15 protein-coding genes are annotated in these 18213 nt (G+C 74.0%); 10 read left to right on the forward strand and 5 right to left on the reverse strand.

The window, feature by feature from the left end; all coding sequences use genetic code 11:
* Positions 1 to 54: 54 nt before the first annotated feature.
* Both disA and radA read right to left on the reverse strand, forming a co-directional pair.
* Positions 55 to 1179, reverse strand: a complete 1125-nt coding sequence (gene disA / locus ACIRBY_RS35080) for a DNA integrity scanning diadenylate cyclase DisA (RefSeq protein WP_390688011.1) — start codon at positions 1177 to 1179, stop codon at positions 55 to 57.
* A gap of 164 nt (positions 1180 to 1343) precedes the next feature.
* Positions 1344 to 2768, reverse strand: a complete 1425-nt coding sequence (gene radA / locus ACIRBY_RS35085; RefSeq protein ID WP_403908403.1) for a DNA repair protein RadA — start codon at positions 2766 to 2768, stop codon at positions 1344 to 1346.
* 148 nt (positions 2769 to 2916) lie between these two features.
* On the opposite strand from radA, the gene ACIRBY_RS35090 reads away from it, so the two are divergent.
* Positions 2917 to 4944 carry a hypothetical protein gene (locus tag ACIRBY_RS35090; protein WP_403908405.1) on the forward strand — a complete coding sequence of 676 codons (2028 nt, stop codon included), beginning with the start codon at positions 2917 to 2919 and terminating at the stop codon, positions 4942 to 4944.
* Between the two features lie 22 nt (positions 4945 to 4966).
* Here ACIRBY_RS35090 and ACIRBY_RS35095 read toward each other — a convergent pair whose 3' ends face one another.
* Positions 4967 to 5767, reverse strand: a complete 801-nt coding sequence (locus tag ACIRBY_RS35095; RefSeq protein ID WP_403908407.1) for a hypothetical protein — start codon at positions 5765 to 5767, stop codon at positions 4967 to 4969.
* A gap of 62 nt (positions 5768 to 5829) precedes the next feature.
* Between ACIRBY_RS35095 and ACIRBY_RS35100 the strand changes: the two genes are divergently transcribed.
* The 4 genes from ACIRBY_RS35100 to ilvD all read left to right on the forward strand — a co-directional run bounded on the left by ACIRBY_RS35100 (position 5830) and on the right by ilvD (position 10500).
* On the forward strand, positions 5830 to 6756 hold the full coding sequence (locus tag ACIRBY_RS35100) for a Ppx/GppA family phosphatase (protein ID WP_403908409.1): 927 nt from the start codon (positions 5830 to 5832) through the stop codon (positions 6754 to 6756).
* Positions 6757 to 7068: 312 nt separating this feature from the next.
* Positions 7069 to 7887, forward strand: coding sequence for a sugar phosphate isomerase/epimerase family protein (locus ACIRBY_RS35105; protein WP_403908411.1), 819 nt, complete (start codon positions 7069 to 7071; stop codon positions 7885 to 7887).
* A complete protein-coding gene (locus ACIRBY_RS35110; protein ID WP_403908413.1) occupies positions 7884 to 8501 on the forward strand; it encodes a TetR family transcriptional regulator in 618 nt (205 codons plus the stop codon). Before ACIRBY_RS35105 ends, ACIRBY_RS35110 begins: the two co-directional genes overlap by 4 nt.
* 148 nt (positions 8502 to 8649) lie before the next feature.
* Positions 8650 to 10500, forward strand: a complete 1851-nt coding sequence (ilvD, locus tag ACIRBY_RS35115) for a dihydroxy-acid dehydratase (RefSeq protein WP_403908415.1) — start codon at positions 8650 to 8652, stop codon at positions 10498 to 10500.
* Between the two features lie 174 nt (positions 10501 to 10674).
* On the opposite strand, the gene ACIRBY_RS35120 is transcribed toward ilvD, so the two are convergent.
* On the reverse strand, positions 10675 to 12819 hold the full coding sequence (locus ACIRBY_RS35120) for a PQQ-binding-like beta-propeller repeat protein (protein WP_403908417.1): 2145 nt from the start codon (positions 12817 to 12819) through the stop codon (positions 10675 to 10677).
* A 106-nt stretch (positions 12820 to 12925) separates the two neighbouring features.
* Here ACIRBY_RS35120 and ACIRBY_RS35125 point away from each other — a divergent pair, with 106 nt between their 5' ends.
* The 5 genes from ACIRBY_RS35125 (at position 12926) to proC (ending at position 16448) form a co-directional block, all read left to right on the forward strand.
* Positions 12926 to 13231 (forward strand): peptidase, encoded by a 306-nt coding sequence (locus ACIRBY_RS35125; RefSeq protein WP_390688002.1) that lies wholly within the window; start codon positions 12926 to 12928, stop codon positions 13229 to 13231.
* A gap of 79 nt (positions 13232 to 13310) precedes the next feature.
* Complete coding sequence (locus ACIRBY_RS35130) at positions 13311 to 13838, forward strand: hypothetical protein (RefSeq protein ID WP_403908419.1); 528 nt, start codon at positions 13311 to 13313, stop codon at positions 13836 to 13838.
* An 83-nt stretch (positions 13839 to 13921) separates the two neighbouring features.
* Positions 13922 to 14800, forward strand: a complete 879-nt coding sequence (locus tag ACIRBY_RS35135; RefSeq protein WP_403908421.1) for an ABC transporter ATP-binding protein — start codon at positions 13922 to 13924, stop codon at positions 14798 to 14800.
* Positions 14797 to 15534 carry an ABC transporter permease gene (locus ACIRBY_RS35140; RefSeq protein ID WP_403908423.1) on the forward strand — a complete coding sequence of 246 codons (738 nt, stop codon included), beginning with the start codon at positions 14797 to 14799 and terminating at the stop codon, positions 15532 to 15534. The genes ACIRBY_RS35135 and ACIRBY_RS35140 overlap by 4 nt, the downstream gene beginning before the upstream one ends.
* A 104-nt stretch (positions 15535 to 15638) precedes the next feature.
* Positions 15639 to 16448, forward strand: coding sequence for a pyrroline-5-carboxylate reductase (gene proC / locus ACIRBY_RS35145; RefSeq protein WP_366449638.1), 810 nt, complete (start codon positions 15639 to 15641; stop codon positions 16446 to 16448).
* A 64-nt stretch (positions 16449 to 16512) separates the two neighbouring features.
* On the opposite strand, the gene trpS is transcribed toward proC, so the two are convergent.
* Positions 16513 to 17511 (reverse strand): tryptophan--tRNA ligase, encoded by a 999-nt coding sequence (trpS, locus tag ACIRBY_RS35150; protein WP_403908426.1) that lies wholly within the window; start codon positions 17509 to 17511, stop codon positions 16513 to 16515.
* Positions 17512 to 18213 lie beyond the last annotated feature (702 nt).

Consider the following 18213-nt stretch of genomic DNA (forward strand, 5'->3'; position numbering starts at 1 on the left):
GCGCCCGGCGCGGTGCGGCCCCGTCGGCGTTCGACGCGCGGGGCGCGGCGGAACCTAGACGTAGCGCTCCAGGATCGACGACTCCGCGAGCCGCGAGAGCCCCTCCCGCACGCTCCGGGCCCGGGCCTCGCCGACCCCGTCCACGGTCTGCAGGTCGTCCACGCTGGCGGCCAGCAGCTTCTGCAGCCCCCCGAAGTGCTCCACGAGCCGCTCGATGATCGCCCCGGGCAGTCGCGGGACCTTCGCCAGCAGCCGGTAGCCGCGGGGCGACACCGCCGAGTCCAGGGTCTCCGGCGACCCGGTGTACCCGAGCGCCTTCGCCACGATCCCCAGCTCCAGCAGTTCCGCATGCGTCAGCGCGTCCAGCGCCGGCAGCGCCTCCTCCACCGTGCGGGAGCGCTTCGCCGTCGGTTCCGGAACGTAGTCCCGGACCACCAGCTCCCGCTCCTGCTCGATCCCCACCGTCAGCTCGTCCAGCTGGAGCGACAGCAGTCGCCCGTCCGTGCCCAGTTCGACCACGTACTCGGCGATCTCGGTCGCGATCCGGCGGACCATTTCCAGCCGCTGGGCCACCGCCGTCACGTCGCGGACCGTGACCAGGTCCTCGATCTCCAGCGCCGACAGCGTCCCCGCGACCTCGTCGAGGCGCAGCTTGTACCGCTCCAGCGTGGCCAGCGCCTGGTTCGCGCGGGACAGGATCGCCCCGGACTCCTCCAGGACGCGCCGCTCCCCGTCCACGTACAGCGCGATCAGCCGCATCGACTGGGAGACCGACACCACCGGGAACCCGCACTGCTTCGAGACGCGGTCCGCGGTCCGGTGACGGGTGCCCGTCTCCTCCGTCGGGATCGACGCGTCCGGCACGAGCTGCACGCCGGCCCGCAGGATCTTCGTCAGGTCCTTGTCCAGGATCAGGGCGCCGTCGAGCTTGCACAGTTCCCGCAGCCGGGTCGCGGTGAACTCCACGTCCAGGACGAAGCCGCCGGTGCACATCGCCTCGACCGCCTTGTCCATGCCGAGGACGATCAGCCCGCCCGTGTTGCCGCGGACGATCCGTTCGAGGCCGTCACGCAGCGGCTGACCAGGGGCGACCGCGGTCAGGGAGGCGCGCATCAACGCCTCGTGCTTGGAGCTCGCGCCCGACTTGCCGGATGCTGCTGCCCCGTCCTTGGCTGCCACTGCACTCCTCCGGTCGCGGGTTGCGCCGCCTGCGTAGGGCCGGGCGGACCAGCACAAAGTCTACCGGCGCCACCTGTGCGCCCGCCGGGCCTTGGCCCGCACCGCCGCGGCGGCAGCCCGTACGGCCCCGCTGACCTGCGCCCCGGGCCCCCCGGCGGAGCGGATCATTCCGCCGGGGCGGCCGCGGCCCGCTCCTTCGCCGGCGTACGGGACCGCCCGCGCGGCAGGACCCGCAGCGCGTCCCCCACGTCCGCGACCTCGGTGACCTTCATGCCCGGCGGGACCTTCCCCGGATCCGCCGGGACCAGCGCGTGCGTGAACCCGAGCCGGTGCGCCTCCGCGAGGCGCCGCTGCACCCCGGTCACCCGCCGCACCTCGCCGGCCAGCCCGACCTCCCCGATCGCGACCAGGTTCTTCGGCAGCGGCACGTCACTCGCCGCGGAGGCCAGGGCCAGCGCGATCGCCAGGTCGGCGGCCGGCTCCGTCAGCTTCACCCCGCCCACCGTCGCGCTGTAGATGTCCCGCTTGCCCAGCGCCGTGATCCGGCCGCGCTGCTCCAGCACCGCCAGCATCATCGAGACGCGCGAGGTCTCCAGGCCGGAGGTCGTGCGGCGCGGGGAGGGGATCTGCGAGTCCACGGTCAGCGCCTGCACCTCCGCGACCAGCGGGCGCTTGCCCTCCAGCGTCACGGTCAGGCAGGTCCCCGGCACCGCCTCGGCGCGCCGGGTCAGGAACAGCCCGCTGGGGTCGGCGAGCCCGGTGATGCCCTCGTCGTGCAGCTCGAAGCAGCCGACCTCGTCGGTCGCCCCGTACCGGTTCTTCACGCCGCGCACCAGGCGCAGCCGGGCGTGCCGGTCGCCCTCGAAGCTCAGCACCACGTCGACCAGGTGCTCCAGCAGGCGGGGGCCGGCGATGGCCCCGTCCTTGGTGACGTGGCCGACGAGGAGGGTGGCCATGCCCCGCTCCTTCGAGGCGCGGATCAGCGCCCCCGCCACCTCCCGGACCTGGGCCATGCCGCCCGGCGCGCCGTCGATCTCGGGGGAGGCGATGGTCTGCACGGAGTCCAGCACCAGGAGCGAGGGCTGCACCGCGTCGAGGTGGCCGAGGACGGCGGACAGGTCGGTCTCGGCGGCGAGGTAGAGGTGGTCGTTCAGGGCGTTGATCCGGTCGGCCCGCAGCCGCACCTGGCTCGCCGACTCCTCGCCGGTGACGTACAGGGTGCGGTGGTCGCCGGTGGCCGCCTTGGCCGCGACGTCGAGCAGCAGCGTCGACTTGCCGACGCCCGGCTCGCCCGCGAGGAGCACGACCGCGCCGGGGACGAGGCCGCCGCCGAGGACGCGGTCCAGCTCGTCCACGCCCGTGCTGCGGGCGGTCGCCGTCCTGCCGTCGACCTGCGCGATCGGCAGCGCGGCGGAGGTGACGCGGCCGGCCGCGGTGGTGCGCACCGCGGGCGCGCCCATCTCCTCGACGGTGCCCCACGCCTGGCACTCCGGGCAGCGGCCGAGCCACTTCACGGTCGTCCAGCCGCACTCGGTGCAGCGGAAGGACGGGCGGTCCTTGGCGGATGAGCGGGAGGTACGGGCAGCCATGCCGCCCACGGTAACCGGCGCCACCGACAACGCGGTGCCGTCCGGGCGTCAGGGGAGCGGTCAGCGCGGTAGCGATCTGTTCACCCGTAAGGGCTAAAAGTGGGGAAGGCTTCCGGAGCCCCACCGGCGTGCCGCCTACCTTCGCCAGGTGAACAGCAGCGACCAGGGAGACCCCGCATCACGCACCGGCGCACACCGGGCGCATCGGCGCACACCCCGGGCGGGTGTGCCCCGGCCGGAGGAGACGGCGGCGACGGCCGCGCTTCCCCGGACGGACGGCCCGGCCGGGCCGGCGGCCCCCGCGGATCCGGCGGGCGCGCGCGCCGCGGACCCCGACCCGCCGCCCTCCCCGTACGAGCCCTACCTCGACGGGCTGTTCACGTACTGCCTCTCCGTCCTGTGCGACCACGACGCCGCCACCGACGCGCTCGGCGACGTCCTCGCCGTCGCCGACCGGTACCCCGGCCGATGTCCCCACGAGGGCGACCGCCGCGCCTGGCTGTACGCCCTCGCCCGCTGGGCCTGCCTGCGCCGGCTGGCGGAACAGCGGCGCGCCCGCCTGGGGGCGCACTCCGCCCGGCGCGCGCCGGAGCACACCGCCCCCGACCCTGCGCCCCCCACGCCCCGCCCGCTCGCCGCGCCCGCTGACGGGCCCGCCGCGTCCGCCTACGGGACTGCCGCCGCACCCGCCCCGGCGACATCCCACACGACCGCCCCTGCGGCATCCCACGGAACTGCTCCCGCGTCCGCCACTGCGTCCGCTTCGGCGTCCACCCCTGCCCCTGCCCCTGCCTCCGCCCCTGCCTCAGCCGCCGCGTCCGCCCAGGCGTCCGCCCACCTGGCCGCCCACCGCCGCACCGAGCTCGCCCGCCTCGCCTGGCCCGAGGCCGCGGGCACCACCCCCCAGCAGCGCGAGGCCCTCGAACTCGCCGTCCGCCACCGCCTCGGCGTCGCCGAGCTCGCCGCGGTCCTCGGCACCGCCCCCGCCGCCGCCCGCGAGCTGCTGTCCGCCGCCGCCTGCGAGGTCGAGCGCACCCGCGCCGCCCTCGCCGTCGTCGAGACGGGCAACTGCCCGGCCGTCTCCCGCCTCACCGGCGAGGACGGCGACCGCGACGTCCTGCTGTCCAGCACCCTGCGCGCCGAGCTCGTCCGCCACGTCGACGACTGCCCGCGCTGCCGCCGCGTCGCCGAACGCGTCGGCGCCGCCGCACCCTGGCCCGGCTCCGGCGGCCTGCACGCCGCGCTCCCCCTCGTCCCCGCCCCCCGCGGCGCCGTCCGCGCGGCCATGCTGCACTCCGGCCGCCGCCGCAGCGGCCGCCCCGGCCCGCGCTTCGACCGCACCGGCTTCCCCATGGACCCCAAGGACCGCGCCGCCCGCCGCGACCGGTTCCGGTCCCGGGCCGTGACCACCACCGTCGTCGCCACCGTCGTCGCCGCCCCCGTCATCGCCCTCTGGGCCGCCTACCGGGGCGCCCCGACGATCGCCGAACCCGTCGGCGACGGCACCCGCATCTCCGTCGGCGAGGCGCAGATCCCGCCCCCGCTCGCCGAGGGCCGCCCGCTCACCGCGTACGAGAACACCGGCAACACCGCCCGCACCACCGGCGCACCCGGCTTCGCCGCCGGCCCCGCCACCCCCGACGTCTCCGTCGAGGTCATCAGCAGCGGCGCCCCCGCCACCCCCGAGGCCGCCGGCCCCGGAGCCCCCGGCCGGCTCACCGTCGCCGCGGCCGGCCGCGGCGGCACCACCCTGCTCACCCTCACCGCGTCCGGCGGCGGCCCCGTCCACTGGCGGCTCTGGTCGGACGCTCCCTGGCTGCGCGCGAGCCAGACGGCGGGCACCCTGGCCCCCGGGGAAACGGTCACTCTGCGGATCACCGTCGACACCGGGGCCCAGCCCGTCGGCGCCTGGACCGCCCGCGTCGGCGTCGACCCGGGCGGAGCCGTCGTCTCGGTCTCGGGCCGCGGCCGCCCCGCACCCGCCACCGACCCGACCCAGCCCGCCCCGGACCCCACGCCGACGCCGACCCCCACACCGACCCCGACGCCCACGCCCACACCGGACCCCACCCCGACCCCCACGCCCACGCCGACCCCGGCGGAGCCCACGGACCCGGCGCCGTCCTCCGGCCCAGGAGGAACGGTTTCCCCCGCCCCGGCACCCCCCGCGCCCTAGGGCGCGGGGGACCGTACGGCGGCTACACCGGATCGGCGGGGTGCGGGGCCATCGGCAGCAGCGACGCCAGCCGCGCCTCGCACAGCTTCACCAGCTCCGCGTACCCCGCCTCGCCCATCAGCTCCGTCAGCTCCGCCCGGTACGACACGTACACCGGCTCCCCGGCCCCGTGCGCCGAGGTCGCCGACGTGCACCACCAGTGCAGGTCGTGCCCGCCCGGCCCCCAGCCGCGCCGGTCGTACTCCCCGATCGACACCTGGAGCACACGGGTGTCGTCCGGCCGGTCGATCCAGTCGTACGTGCGCCGGATCGGCAGCTGCCAGCACACGTCCGGCTTCGTCTCCAACGGCTCCTGCCCGCTCTGCAGCGCCAGGATGTGCAGCGAGCAGCCGGCCCCGGCGGGGAAGCCGGGCCGGTTCAGGAAGATGCACGCCCCGTCCCAGCGGCGGGTCTGCTTCTCCCCGTCGTCGTCGAGCTGCGTCCAGCCGCTCTCGCTGCCGACGTCGTGGAACTGCCACAGCTCGGGCGTCAGCCGCGCCACGTGCTCGGCGACCCGCTTCTCGTCGTCCTCGTCGGAGAAGTGCGCGCCCAGCGTGCAGCAGCCGTCCTCGGCCCGGCCCGCCTGGATGCCCTGGCAGCCGCGGCCGAAAATGCAGGTCCAGCGGGAGGTCAGCCAGGTCAGGTCACAGCGGAAGACCTGCTCCTCGTCGGCGGGATCGGGGAACTCCACCCAGGCCCGGGGGAAGTCGAGGCCCTTCTCGTCCGCCCCTGCGCCCTTGCTCTTCTTCGACTGCTTCTTGATGGCCTTCTTCGTATTTGGCACAAAGTCAAGCGTAAGCGCCCCTTACTCCACCGCCCCGCGTCCGGCCCAGTAGCGTTTCCCGTATGAGACTCGGTGTGCTGGATGTGGGTTCGAATACGGTCCATCTGCTGGTGGTGGATGCGCACCCCGGCGCGCGCCCGCTGCCCGCGCACTCCCACAAGGAGCAGCTGCGGCTCGCGGAGCTGCTCGACGAGTCCGGGGCGATCACCCCGGAGGGCGTCGAGCGCCTGGTCTCGGTGATCGGCGACGCCGTGCAGGCCGCCGAGGACAAGGGCTGCGAGGACGTCCTCCCCTTCGCGACCAGCGCCGTGCGCGAGGCCCCCAACGCCGACGAGGTCCTGGCCCGCGTCAAGGCCGAGACCGGCGTCGAGCTGCCGGTGCTCAGCGGTGAGGACGAGGCCCGGCTCACCTTCCTCGCGGTCCGGCGCTGGTTCGGCTGGTCGGCGGGCAAGCTGCTGGTCCTCGACATCGGAGGCGGCTCGCTGGAGATCGCGTACGGCATCGACGAGGACCCCGACGCCGCCGCCTCCCTCCCCCTGGGCGCGGGCCGCCTCACCTCGGCCTGGCTCCCGGGCGACCCGCCGGACCCGGCGGACGTGAAGGCGCTGCGCCGCCACGTGCGGGCGCAGATCGCCCGCACGGTCGGCGAATTCAGCCGCTTCGGGGCACCGGACCACGTGGTGGCCACCTCGAAGACCTTCAAGCAGCTGGCCCGCATCGCCGGCGCGGCCCGCGAGGCGGACGGCCTGTACGTCCAGCGCGACCTGACGCGGAAGTCCCTGGAGGAATGGGTCCCCCGCCTGGCGACGATGACCACGGCGGAACGGTCCGCCCTCCCCGGCGTCTCGGACGGCCGCGCCTCCCAGCTCCTGGCGGGCGCCCTGGTGGCGGAGGCCGCGATGGACCTCTTCGGCGTCGACACCCTGGAGATCTGCCCCTGGGCCCTCCGCGAAGGCGTCATCCTCCGCCGCCTGGACCACCTGCCGTAGGGGCACGGGGCGGGGCCATCGGTGTGGCGAAGTGCCAGGCCTGCTCGGGGGTCTGGCAGGCCGTCAGGACGGCCTCGGGGGTCTCGATCACCCGCACGCCGAGGGCGTGGCCCTCAGGGCGGGCGAGGTCGCGGATGTCCTCGCCCGCCTCGACGTTTCCCGCGGGCGGGCCAGGGCGCGTCGGGCTCGTAGCCGAACGCCGAGCCTTCCCGCCACCGCTTCCACCGCTCGCCCGCACGCGTCCATGTGAAAAGTATGACGAGAGTCGGTTTGCGTGCCGGGGCGTGGGCGGCAGGCCCGTAATCTGGCTCCGTGGTCCGTAATCCGAGCAGCAGCGCCCCGAAAGTCGCCCTCTCCACCGCCTCCGTCTACCCGGAGTCCACGGCGACGGCCTTCGAGATCGCCGCCCGCCTCGGCTACGACGGCGTCGAGGTCATGGTCTGGACGGACCCCGTCAGCCAGGACGTCGAGGCCCTGCGCCGGCTGTCGGACCACCACGGGGTGCCGATCCTCGCCGTGCACGCGCCCTGCCTGCTGATCACGCAGCGGGTGTGGTCCACCGACCCGTGGACCAAGCTCCAGCGGGCCCGGGCCGCAGCCGAGAAGCTGGGGGCGTCCACCGTCGTCGTGCACCCGCCGTTCCGCTGGCAGCGCCAGTACGCCCGCGACTTCGTCACCGGGATCTGGCGGATGGCGGAGGAGACAGACGTCCGGTTCGCCGTGGAGAACATGTACCCCTGGCGCTACCGCGACCGCGAGATGCTCGCCTACGCGCCCGAGTGGGACGTGACCAAGGACGACTACCGCCACTTCACCGTCGACCTGTCGCACACCGCCACCGCCCGCACCGACGCCACCGCCATGATCGACCGGATGGGCGACCGCCTCGCCCACATCCACCTCGCCGACGGCAACGGCTCCGCGAAGGACGAGCACCTGGTCCCCGGGCGCGGCACCCAGCCCTGCGCCGAACTGCTGACGGGCCTGGCCCGCAGCTCCTTCGACGGCCACATCGTCATCGAGGTCAACACGCGGCGCGCCATGTCCTCCGCCGAGCGGGAGGCCGATCTCGCCGAGGCCCTGGCCTTCACCCGCCGCCACCTCGCCGCCCCGGACGGGGGCCGGCGGTGACCGAGCCGGCCCGGCGGCGGCGCGGCCCCGGGCGGCCCCGCCAGGACGAGGCGGACGACGGGCCCGGCACCCAGGAGCGCATCCGCCTCGCCGCCCGCGAGGTGTTCGCGGAGCGCGGGTACGACAAGACCTCCGTGCGCGGTGTCGCGAAGGTGGCCGGGGTGGACCCGGCGCTGGTGCACCACTACTTCGGCAGCAAGGACGACCTCTTCGCCGCCGCCATCGAGGTCACCATGGAGCCCGCCCTGGTGGTCCCGGCCGTCGTCGGCGAGGGCCCGGACGGCATCGGGGAGCGGCTGGCCCGCTACTTCCTGGGGGTGTGGGAGAACCCGGCCACGCGCGCCCCGCTGCTCGCCGTGATCCGCTCCGCGCTCACCCACGAGGCCGCCGCGAGGGTGCTGCGGACCCTGATCCTGCGCCGGGTCCTGGAGCGGGTCGCCGCCGACCTCGACGTCCCGGACCCGACCTTCCGCGCCGAGCTGGCGGCCTCGCACCTGATCGGCATCGCCTTCGTGCGCTACGTCGTCCAGGTGGAGCCCCTCGCGTCCGCGGACCCGGAGGAGATCGTGGCGCAGGTGGCCCCGACCCTCCAGCGCTACCTCACCGAGGCGTGAGCGGGACGGTGACCGAGGAGCGACCCCGCCGTCCCGGCATCCGGACCAGGTGTCCGGATCGCGGGCGTGGGGCGTAGCCTCGTAACCGAGCCATATCCGCAGTCGCGGCCGCCGTACGCGCAGCCGCACTCATGGGGAGTGAAACCGCATGCCCGAGCTGAGGTCCCGCACCGTCACCCACGGCCGCAACATGGCAGGCGCTCGTGCGCTGATGCGCGCGTCGGGCGTAGCGAGCGAGGACATCGGCAAGCCGATCATCGCGGTCGCCAACTCCTTCACCGAGTTCGTCCCCGGCCACACCCACCTGGCCCCGGTCGGCCGCATCGTCTCCGACGCGATCCGCGCCGCCGGCGCGATCCCGCGCGAGTTCAACACGATCGCCGTCGACGACGGCATCGCCATGGGCCACGCCGGCATGCTGTACTCCCTGCCCTCCCGCGACCTGATCGCGGACAGCGTCGAGTACATGGTCGAGGCGCACTGCGCCGACGCGCTGATCTGCATCTCCAACTGCGACAAGATCACCCCGGGCATGCTGATGGCCGCGATGCGCCTGAACATCCCCGTCGTCTTCGTCTCCGGCGGCCCTATGGAGGCCGGCCAGGCCACCCTCGTCGACGGCACCGTCCGCAAGCTGGACCTGATCGACGCCATGGTCGACGCCTCCAACGAGAACGTCTCGGACGCGGACATCCTGCGCATCGAGGAGAACGCCTGTCCGACCTGCGGCTCGTGTTCCGGCATGTTCACCGCCAACTCGATGAACTGCCTCGCCGAGGCCATCGGCCTGGCCCTCCCCGGCAACGGCTCCGTCCTCGCCACGCACACGGCCCGCCGCGCCCTGTACGAGAACGCCGGCCGCACGGTCGTGGAGATCACCAAGCGCTACTACGAGGGCGGCGACGAGTCCGTCCTGCCGCGCAGCATCGCCTCCCGCGAGGCCTTCGAGAACGCCATGGCGCTGGACATCGCCATGGGCGGCTCGACCAACACGATCCTGCACCTGCTGGCGGCCGCGCAGGAGGCGGGCCTGGACTACGACCTCAAGGACATCGACGCCGTCTCCCGCCGCGTCCCCTGCCTGGCCAAGGTCGCCCCGAACGTCGCCCCCGGCGGCACGTACTACATGGAGGACGTGCACCGCGCCGGCGGCATCCCCGCCATCCTCGGCGAGCTGCACCGCGGCGGCCTCCTCAACAAGGACGTCACCACCGTCCACTCCGAGGGCCTGGAGGACTGGCTCGCGCGGTGGGACGCGCGTTCCGGCACGGCGTCCGAGGAGGCCATGGAGCTGTGGCACGCGGCCCCCGGCTGCAAGCGCTCCGCGACCGCCTTCTCCCAGTCCGAGCGCTGGGAGACCCTCGACCTCGACGCCGAGGGCGGCTGCATCCGCTCCGTGCAGCACGCGTACTCCAAGGACGGCGGCCTCGCCGTCCTGCGCGGCAACATCGCGGCCGACGGCTGCGTCGTGAAGACGGCCGGCGTCGACGAGTCGATCTGGACCTTCGAGGGCCCCGCGGTCGTCTGCGAGTCGCAGGACGAGGCCGTCGAGAAGATCCTCACGAAGCAGATCCAGCCCGGCGACGTCGTCGTCATCCGCTACGAGGGCCCGCGCGGCGGCCCCGGCATGCAGGAGATGCTCTACCCGACCTCCTTCCTCAAGGGCCGCGGCCTCGGCAAGGTCTGCGCGCTGGTGACGGACGGCCGCTTCTCCGGCGGCACCTCGGGCCTGTCCATCGGCCACGCCTCTCCGGAGGCGGCCTCGGGCGGCGACATCGCGGTCGTCGAGGACGGCGACCGGATCCGCATCGACATCCCGAACCGGTCGATCGAGCTCCTGGTGGACGAGGCCGTGCTGGCCGCCCGCCACGAGGCCCTCGGCGGCGTCTACGCCCCGAAGACCCGCGAGCGCACGGTCTCGGCGGCCCTGCGCGCGTACGCGGCGATGGCCACCAGCGCCGACAAGGGCGCGGTCCGCGACGTCTCGAAGCTGGGCTGACCTTCCGGAACCCCGGCCCCCGGCCCGTCGGAACCCCGGCTCCCGGCCCCCGGGAGCCGGGGTTACGTGTCTCCCGCGCGGGGTTCGGTGTCCGTTCCCGCACGGGGACACCTCAGCGGCGTGCGGCGGCACCTCCGCTGCGCCGCCCGGGACTGCGCCCGGCGGCGCCGGCCGTCACCAGCCGGCGGGGTTCCGCGCGTCCAGGGCGAACGCCGTGCCGTCGGGCGCGGAGGCGTAGACCCGGCCGTCGGCGACGACGGGGGCGGGGAGGGTGGCGCTGAACGTGCCCTGCGCGGCGGCCATCCGCGGCCTGGTCTGCCCGAGGAGCCTCCCGGCGGCGGCGTCCACGGCCAGCAGCCGGCCGTCGGACGCGGTCAGGTAGACCCGCCCGTCCGCGAACACCGGGCGGGAGGCGGAGGCCATGCCCGTCTCCAGCTGCCAGCGCTCCTTGTCCGGGCCGACGGCGACGAGCCGCCCGCCCGTCCCGAACGCGTAGGCGGTGCCGTCGGGACCGATGGCCGCCTCGGCGTCGAACAGCGGCACCGCCAGCGTGGTGCGGTGCTGGGCTCGGGTCGCCAGGTCCACCCGTACGACGGCCCTGGTCCGGCCGGACGCGTCGTCGTCCAGCAGGTAGGCGGCACCGCCCGCCACCCCCGCCAGGCGCAGCAGCCCCGACGTACGCAGCTGCCAGCGTTCGGCGCCGCTGTCCGGGGCGACGGAGGCGAGCTGCGTCGAGCGGCCGTCCGCGTCCCGCGAGGCCACGTACAGGGCGGGCCGCCCCGCCTCGTCCGGCCCCGACCACCAGACGGAGCCCACTCCGCCGATCCTCTTCGTCCAGTGCGGGGCGCCGGTGGACGCGTCGAGGGCGGTCACCTCCCCGGTCGGACCGGCGAGCAGCACCCGGTCGCCGGCCACGACCGTCTGGGTGGCGTCCGGCAGGGTCCGCTTCCAGCGCTCCGTCCCGTTGCCCGGGTCCAGCGCCTGGAGCAGCCGGCTCCCCGAAGCCACCGACAGGAGCACCCCGCCCCCGTACCGGGGGGCGCTGTCCGCCGCCGTGCGGTCGGCGCCGGCCGCCGACCGCACGGACCAGAGCGCCGTGCCCTTCGCCGGGTCCAGTCGTGCCACGGCCAGGCCCCGACCTGAGCAGTACAGCCCGTCGGCCAGCCAGGAGCAGGCCGCCGCCCGGTTGCCGGTGCCGCGGTCGCCGATCTCGGCGGTCCAGGGGGCGAAGCGCTGCGCGGTCCCCGCCCCGGGCGCGGACTGCGGGCGGGACGGGCCGTCGTCCGCCCCCAGGTACAGGTACCCGCCCGCGGCCGTGACGGCCAGGGCCAGCCCGGCGGCGGCCGCGAGCACCGCGCGGCGCCGGCGGGGCTTCGACGGGGGACCCGCCTCCGGGGCCGGTCCGGCGGCGGGTGCGGTGCCGTCGTCGCGCTGGTGGGTCAGGACCTCGTCGGCGACGGGCAGGCGCGGCCGCGGTATGAAGGCCTGGGTGTCCTCGGCCGTCGGGCTCGTCGCGGCCCGTACCTCCGCGATCAGCGCCTCGGCGGTCGGCCGTTCGGCCGGGTCCTTGGCCAGGCAGCGCGTCACGATCGGCACGAGCCGGGCCGGCAGCCCGGTCAGGTCGGGCTCGCTGTGCACGACCTGGTACGCCACCAGGTAGTGGCTGTCGGAGTCGAACGGCCCGCGCCCGGTCGCCGCGTGCACCAGCACCGCACCCAGCGCGAACACGTCCGCGGCCGTCCCGACCTCGCGCGGCCGCTGGAACTGCTCGGGCGCCATGAAGGGCGGGGTCCCGATCAGCTTGCCGGTCTCCGTCCGCAGGTCGCTGTCCGCCGGGCGCGAGATGCCGAAGTCGATGACCCGCACCCCGTCCGGCGCCATCAGCACGTTGCTCGGCTTCAGGTCCCGGTGCACCACGCCGGCCCGGTGGATGTCCCGCAGCGCCTCCGCCAGCCCGGCGGCGAGGCGGGTCAGCTCGACGGGGTCCAGGACGCGTTCGCGCACCCGCTCGGACAGCGTCGGGGCGTCGATGAACAGGGTGGCCATCCAGGGCCGTTCGGCATCCGGGTCGGCGTCCACGACGGGAGCGGTGAAGGCGCCGCTCACCCTGCGCGCGGCCGCGACCTCCTGCCGGAACCGCGCCCGGAACTCCGGGTCCACGGCGTGCTGGGCGTGCACGACCTTGACGGCGAGTTTCAGCCCCGAACTGGAGGCGGCCAGGTGGACGACGCCCATGCCGCCGGAGCCGAGTACGGATTCGAGCCGGTACTGCCCGGCGTACTCCGGAAACCCGGCGGATTCCGCGCGCAGAGACTGCACCGCTCACCACCCCCGAAGGAGCCTAGTCGATGGCCCATGGGAACATCCAAGGGCTTGCTACCCTGCGCGCGTTGCGCGGAGCAACACCCATGGGGGGAGAATCCATATGTCCGTAGAGAACGATTCCAGCCAGATCGAGGGCCTCGCGGCCGCCGACTCGGGCTTCCAGAGCTACCAGGTCGCACCGGGCTACCAGGTGAACGTCCGCTCCGGCCCGGGCACCAACTACTCCCTCGTCCGGGTCCTGCCCCTGGGCGCCAGTGTCACGATCCGCTGCCAGTGCCCCGGCACCACGGTCTCGGGGCCGTACGGCACGACCGACCTGTGGGACTGCATCGGCAACGGCCAGTTCGTCTCCGACGCCTACGTCCACACCGGCTCCGACGGCTACGTCGCCGGCCGCTGCGGCTGACGCCGTAGCCGGACGGTCACCCGTTCTGCCAGGTGAGACACCACCGGCGGGTCAGTCCCGCCGGTGGATAATCGCCGGTGTGAGCGAAGAGCAGCGAGACCAGAGCACCCCCGCCGCGCCGGCCGGGCAGCCCGCCGGGCCGCAGCCCGAGCCGATCCGGTTCTTCGGCACCACCTGGGTGCACCACGACGGCGGCTACGCCCTGCGCCGCGCCGCCGTCGCCGTCGGCTCGCTCGCCGCCGCGGCCCTCGGCGCCTACCTCCTGCGCCTCGCCTACCAGGGCCTGGAGATCGGCAACGTCGGCGCCTTCCTCAGCATCTCCGTGATCGTGCTCTTCGCGATCGCCACCGCCATCGCCTTCGCCAAGACCTGGGAGTCCTTCGGCCGCCGCCCCGCCCCGTCCTCCGACGAGGCGGCCCTCAAGGGGCTGAAGACGATCGGTTTCATCGGCTCCCTCCTCGCCTACTTCCTGCGCAGCCTCACCGAGGCCCCCGGCGAGAAGCTCCGCCGCGCCGAGTACGAGCGCGCCGCCGCCGAGTACGACCGCCGCCGCACCGCCCGTACGGGCAACCCGGCCGCCCGCCGCCGCCCCAAGCGCAAGAAGTAGCCGCACCCCGGCGCACGGGGCGGCCGCCCCTCCCGACGTCAGGCCGATTGACGCCCGGCACCCCCGGGAGCATTATTCATCGCATGATGAATAATCAGTCGGACGAGCCGCCGCCCGCCGTCCACGCCCGCGACCTCACCGTCCGCCGCGGCACCGGCCGCAACCCCCGCACCGTCCTCGACCACATCGCCTTCGACGTCCCCCGCGGCCGCATCACCGGCCTCCTCGGCCCCTCCGGCTGCGGCAAGTCCACCCTCATGCGCACCGTCGTCGGCACCCAGGCCCACGCCACCGGCACCCTCGACGTCCTCGGCCGCCCCGCCGGCCACCCCGAGCTCCGCTCCCGCGTCGGCTACGTCACCCAGGCCCCCTCCGTCTACGACGACCTCACCGTCCGGCAGAACCTCGACTACTTCGCCGCCGTCCTCGACCCCGGACGCGCCGCCGCCGACCGCCGTCGTACCGCCGTCGAACGGGCCATCGCCGACGTCGACCTCACCAGCCGCACCACCGCCCTCGCCGGAAACCTCTCCGGCGGCCAGCGCAGCCGCGTCTCCCTCGCCGTCGCCCTCCTCGGCACCCCCGAACTCCTCGTCCTCGACGAACCCACCGTCGGCCTCGACCCCGTCCTGCGCCGCGACCTCTGGGACCTCTTCCACCACCTCGCCGCCACCCGCGGCACCACCCTCCTCGTCTCCTCCCACGTCATGGACGAGGCCGAGCGCTGCCACGACCTGCTCCTCATGCGCGAAGGCCGCATCCTCGCCCAGGACACCCCCGAAGCCCTCCGCGCCCGCACCCGCAGCGCCACCGTCGAGGAAGGCTTCCTCCGCCTCGTCGACGAGGCCAACGCCGGCCAGAACCAGAACCAGAACCAGAACGAGAACCAGAACGAGAACCAGAACGAGAACCAGAACGAGAACCAGAACGAGAACGCACTCACCCGGGAGACCCAGCGATGAACGGCGCCCGCACCCTCGCCACCGCCGCCCGCGTCCTGCGCCAGCTGCGCCACGACCCGCGCTCCATCGCCCTGATGCTGCTGGTCCCCGTCCTGATGCTGACCCTGCTCCGCTACGTCTTCGACGGCAGCCCGCGCACCTTCGACAACATCGGCGCGTCCCTCCTCGGCATCTTCCCCCTCATCACGATGTTCCTCGTGACCTCGATCGCCACCCTGCGCGAACGCACCTCCGGCACCCTCGAACGCCTCCTCGCCATGCCCCTGGGCAAGGGCGACCTCATCGCCGGCTACGCCCTCGCCTTCGGCGCCGTCGCCGTGGTCCAGTCCCTCCTCGCCACCGGCCTCGCCCTCTGGGTCCTCGGCCTCGACGTCATCGGCTCCCCCTGGCTGCTGCTGCTCGTCGCCCTGCTCGACGCCCTCCTCGGCACCGCCCTCGGCCTGTTCGTCTCCGCCTTCGCCGCGTCCGAGTTCCAGGCCGTCCAGTTCATGCCGGCCGTGATCTTCCCCCAGCTGCTCCTGTGCGGCCTCTTCGCCGCCCGCAGCACCATGCACCCCGTCCTCGAAGCCATCTCCGACGTCATGCCGATGTCCTACGCCGTCGACGGCATGACCCAGGTCCTCACCCACACCGACATGACCGCCGCCTTCGTCCGCGACGCCGTCATCGTCGCCGCCTGCGCCCTGCTCGTCCTCGCCCTCGGCGCCGCCACCCTCCGCCGCAGGACCCCCTGACAGCGGCCCGGCGCCCACGGAGCGGACACCCGTCCCGCCTCACGCCGCCCGGTGCGAGGATGATCCCGTACGTCTCCACGTTCGTTCGGCGAGGTGAATCGGGCATGACCCAGACAGTCGCAGTCCTCGGTACCGGCAAGATCGGCGAGGCCCTGCTCAGCGGGATGATCCGGGGCGGCTGGCCCGCGGCCAAACTGCTCGTCACCGCCCGCCGCCCGGAGCGCGCCGCCGAGCTCCACACCCGCTACGGCGTCGAGGCCGTCAGCAACGCCGAGGCCGCCAAGCGCGCCGACACCCTCATCCTCACCGTCAAGCCGCAGGACATGGGCAAGCTCCTCGAAGAGCTCGCCCCCCACGTCCCCGCCGACCGCCTCGTCATCAGCGGAGCCGCCGGCATCCCCACCGCCTTCTTCGAGGAGCGGCTGGCCCCCGGCACCCCCGTCGTCCGCGTCATGACGAACACCCCCGCCCTCGTCGACGAGGCCATGTCCGTCATCTCGGCCGGCAGCCACGCCACCGCCGGGCACCTCGCCCACGCCGAGGAGATCTTCGGCGGCGTCGGCAAGACCCTGCGCGTCCCGGAGTCCCAGCAGGACGCGGCCACCGCCCTCTCCGGCTCCGGCCCCGCCTACTTCTACTTCCTCGTCGAGGCCATGACCGACGCGGGCATCCTCCTCGGCCTGCCCCGCGCCCAGGCCCACGACCTCATCGTCCAGGCCGCCATCGGCGCCGCCGTGATGCTCCGCGACAGCGGCGAACACCCCGTGAAGCTCCGCGAGGCCGTCACCTCCCCCGCCGGGACGACGATCAACGCCATCGTCGAACTGGAGAAGCACGGCGTCCGCGCGGCCCTCATCGCCGCCCTCGAAGCGGCCCGCGACCGCAGCCGCGAACTCGCCACCGGCAACAGCTGACGCACGGCGCGCACGCGCGCACGGACGGAGGCCGGCCCCGCACCCGGGGCCGGCCTCCCCCTCTTCACGCGGGCAGCAGCCCGATGGCCTCGTACGCCCGGTCCACCACGGGCCGCGCGATGCCCCGCGCCCGCTCGGCCCCCTCCCGCAGTACCCGCTCCACCTCACCCGGATCCGCCGCCAGCTCGGCGTGCCGCTCGCGCAGCGGCCGCAGCAGTTCCACGACGGCGTCGGCGACGTCCCGCTTCAGCGGCCCGTACTGGGCGTAGCCCTCGGCCAGCTTCTCCGGATCCCCGCCCGTACAGGCGGCCAGGACGTCCAGCAGGTTCGCCACCCCGGGCCGCGCGGCACGGTCGTAGACCACTCCGCCCTCGCCGCTGTCCGTCACCGCCCGCATCACCTTCTTGGTGATCACCGCGGGCTCGTCGAGGAGGTAGACGATCCCGGCGCCGTTCTCACTGGACTTCCCCATCTTCGACGTCGGGTCCTGGAGGTCCATGACCCGCGCGCCCACGGCGGGCAGCGTCACCCTGGGCACGGCGAAGGTCTGCCCGTACCGCTGGTTGAACCGCACCGCCAGGTCCCGGGTCAGCTCCACGTGCTGCCGCTGGTCCTCGCCCACCGGCACCTCGTCGGCGGCGTAGGCCAGGATGTCGGCGGCCATCAGCACGGGGTAGGTCAGCAGTGACAGCCGTACGCCGTGGCCGGCCGACTCCGCCTTCGCGGACTTCTCCCGGTACTGGATCATCCGCCGGAGCTCGCCGTCGGTGGCGGTGCACTCCAGCAGGTAGGAGAGCCGGGTGTGCTCGGCGACGTGGCTCTGGACGAAGAGGGTGCACCGCCGTGGATCGAGTCCGGCGGCGAGGAACAGCGTCGCGGCCTGCCGGCTGAGCCGGCGCACCCGCGCCGGATCGTGCTCCACGGTCAGGGCGTGCAGGTCGACGACGCAGAACAGCGCGTCCGAGGGCGCGTGCTCGGCCGCGACCCACTGCCGCAGGGCTCCCAGGTAGTTGCCCAGCGTCAGGTGCCCGGACGGGGTGATCCCGCTGAAGATCCTCGTCATGTCCTGTCTCTCCCTCATGTCCTGCGGTGTGGTGTCGGGGCCGCCGCGTCGGGCGGCCCAGCCACTCCCGGGAGGGGAGAAACGGAAACGGCCGCCGTAGCGGCGGCCGTGAGCGCATGCGTGCTCGCGTGGATGGTCGGCCGCCGTCAGGCGGGCCACCAACGAAGGCTGAGCGTGGGTGCATGCGTGGTCATGGCAGGCAGCGTAGCCCCTGGGACATGAGGACCGGGTGAGTTTCGCCGGACGGTCAGCCGGGGGTTGACACGGCTGTTCCCTGTCCGTAAGGTTCTTCGAGTTGTCCGACGTGAGCGCCGACTCCGGTCGGTCCCCGGACAGCCATCCCGCACTACTCATTCGAACGAACGACGCACTGTGTCGTCTCGTTTTCATGCGTATTTGCGAATGAGGAATCCGCGTTCCAGGACGCAGCCGCCGATTGGCTTCGGGGGCAGGGAATCCGCTACTGTCTCACTCGCCGGAAGGGCCAAACAGCCCGGAACGCAACCCCCTCTGACTGGGAGTCAGGCCCGAAAGGATCTGATAGAGTCGGAACCGCCGGAAAGGGAAAGCGCGAAAGCGAAGAACCTGGAAAGCGCCGAGGAAGTCAGACACGAAAGAGTCTGATAGAGTCGGAAACGCAGGAAAGAACGAAAGCCCGGAGGAAAGCCCGAGAGGGTGAGTACAAAGGAAGCGTCCGTTCCT

Origin of the sequence: Streptomyces sp. NPDC096136, from assembly GCF_044763325.1 — a bacterium.
In the GTDB taxonomy this organism is placed as follows: domain Bacteria; phylum Actinomycetota; class Actinomycetes; order Streptomycetales; family Streptomycetaceae; genus Streptomyces.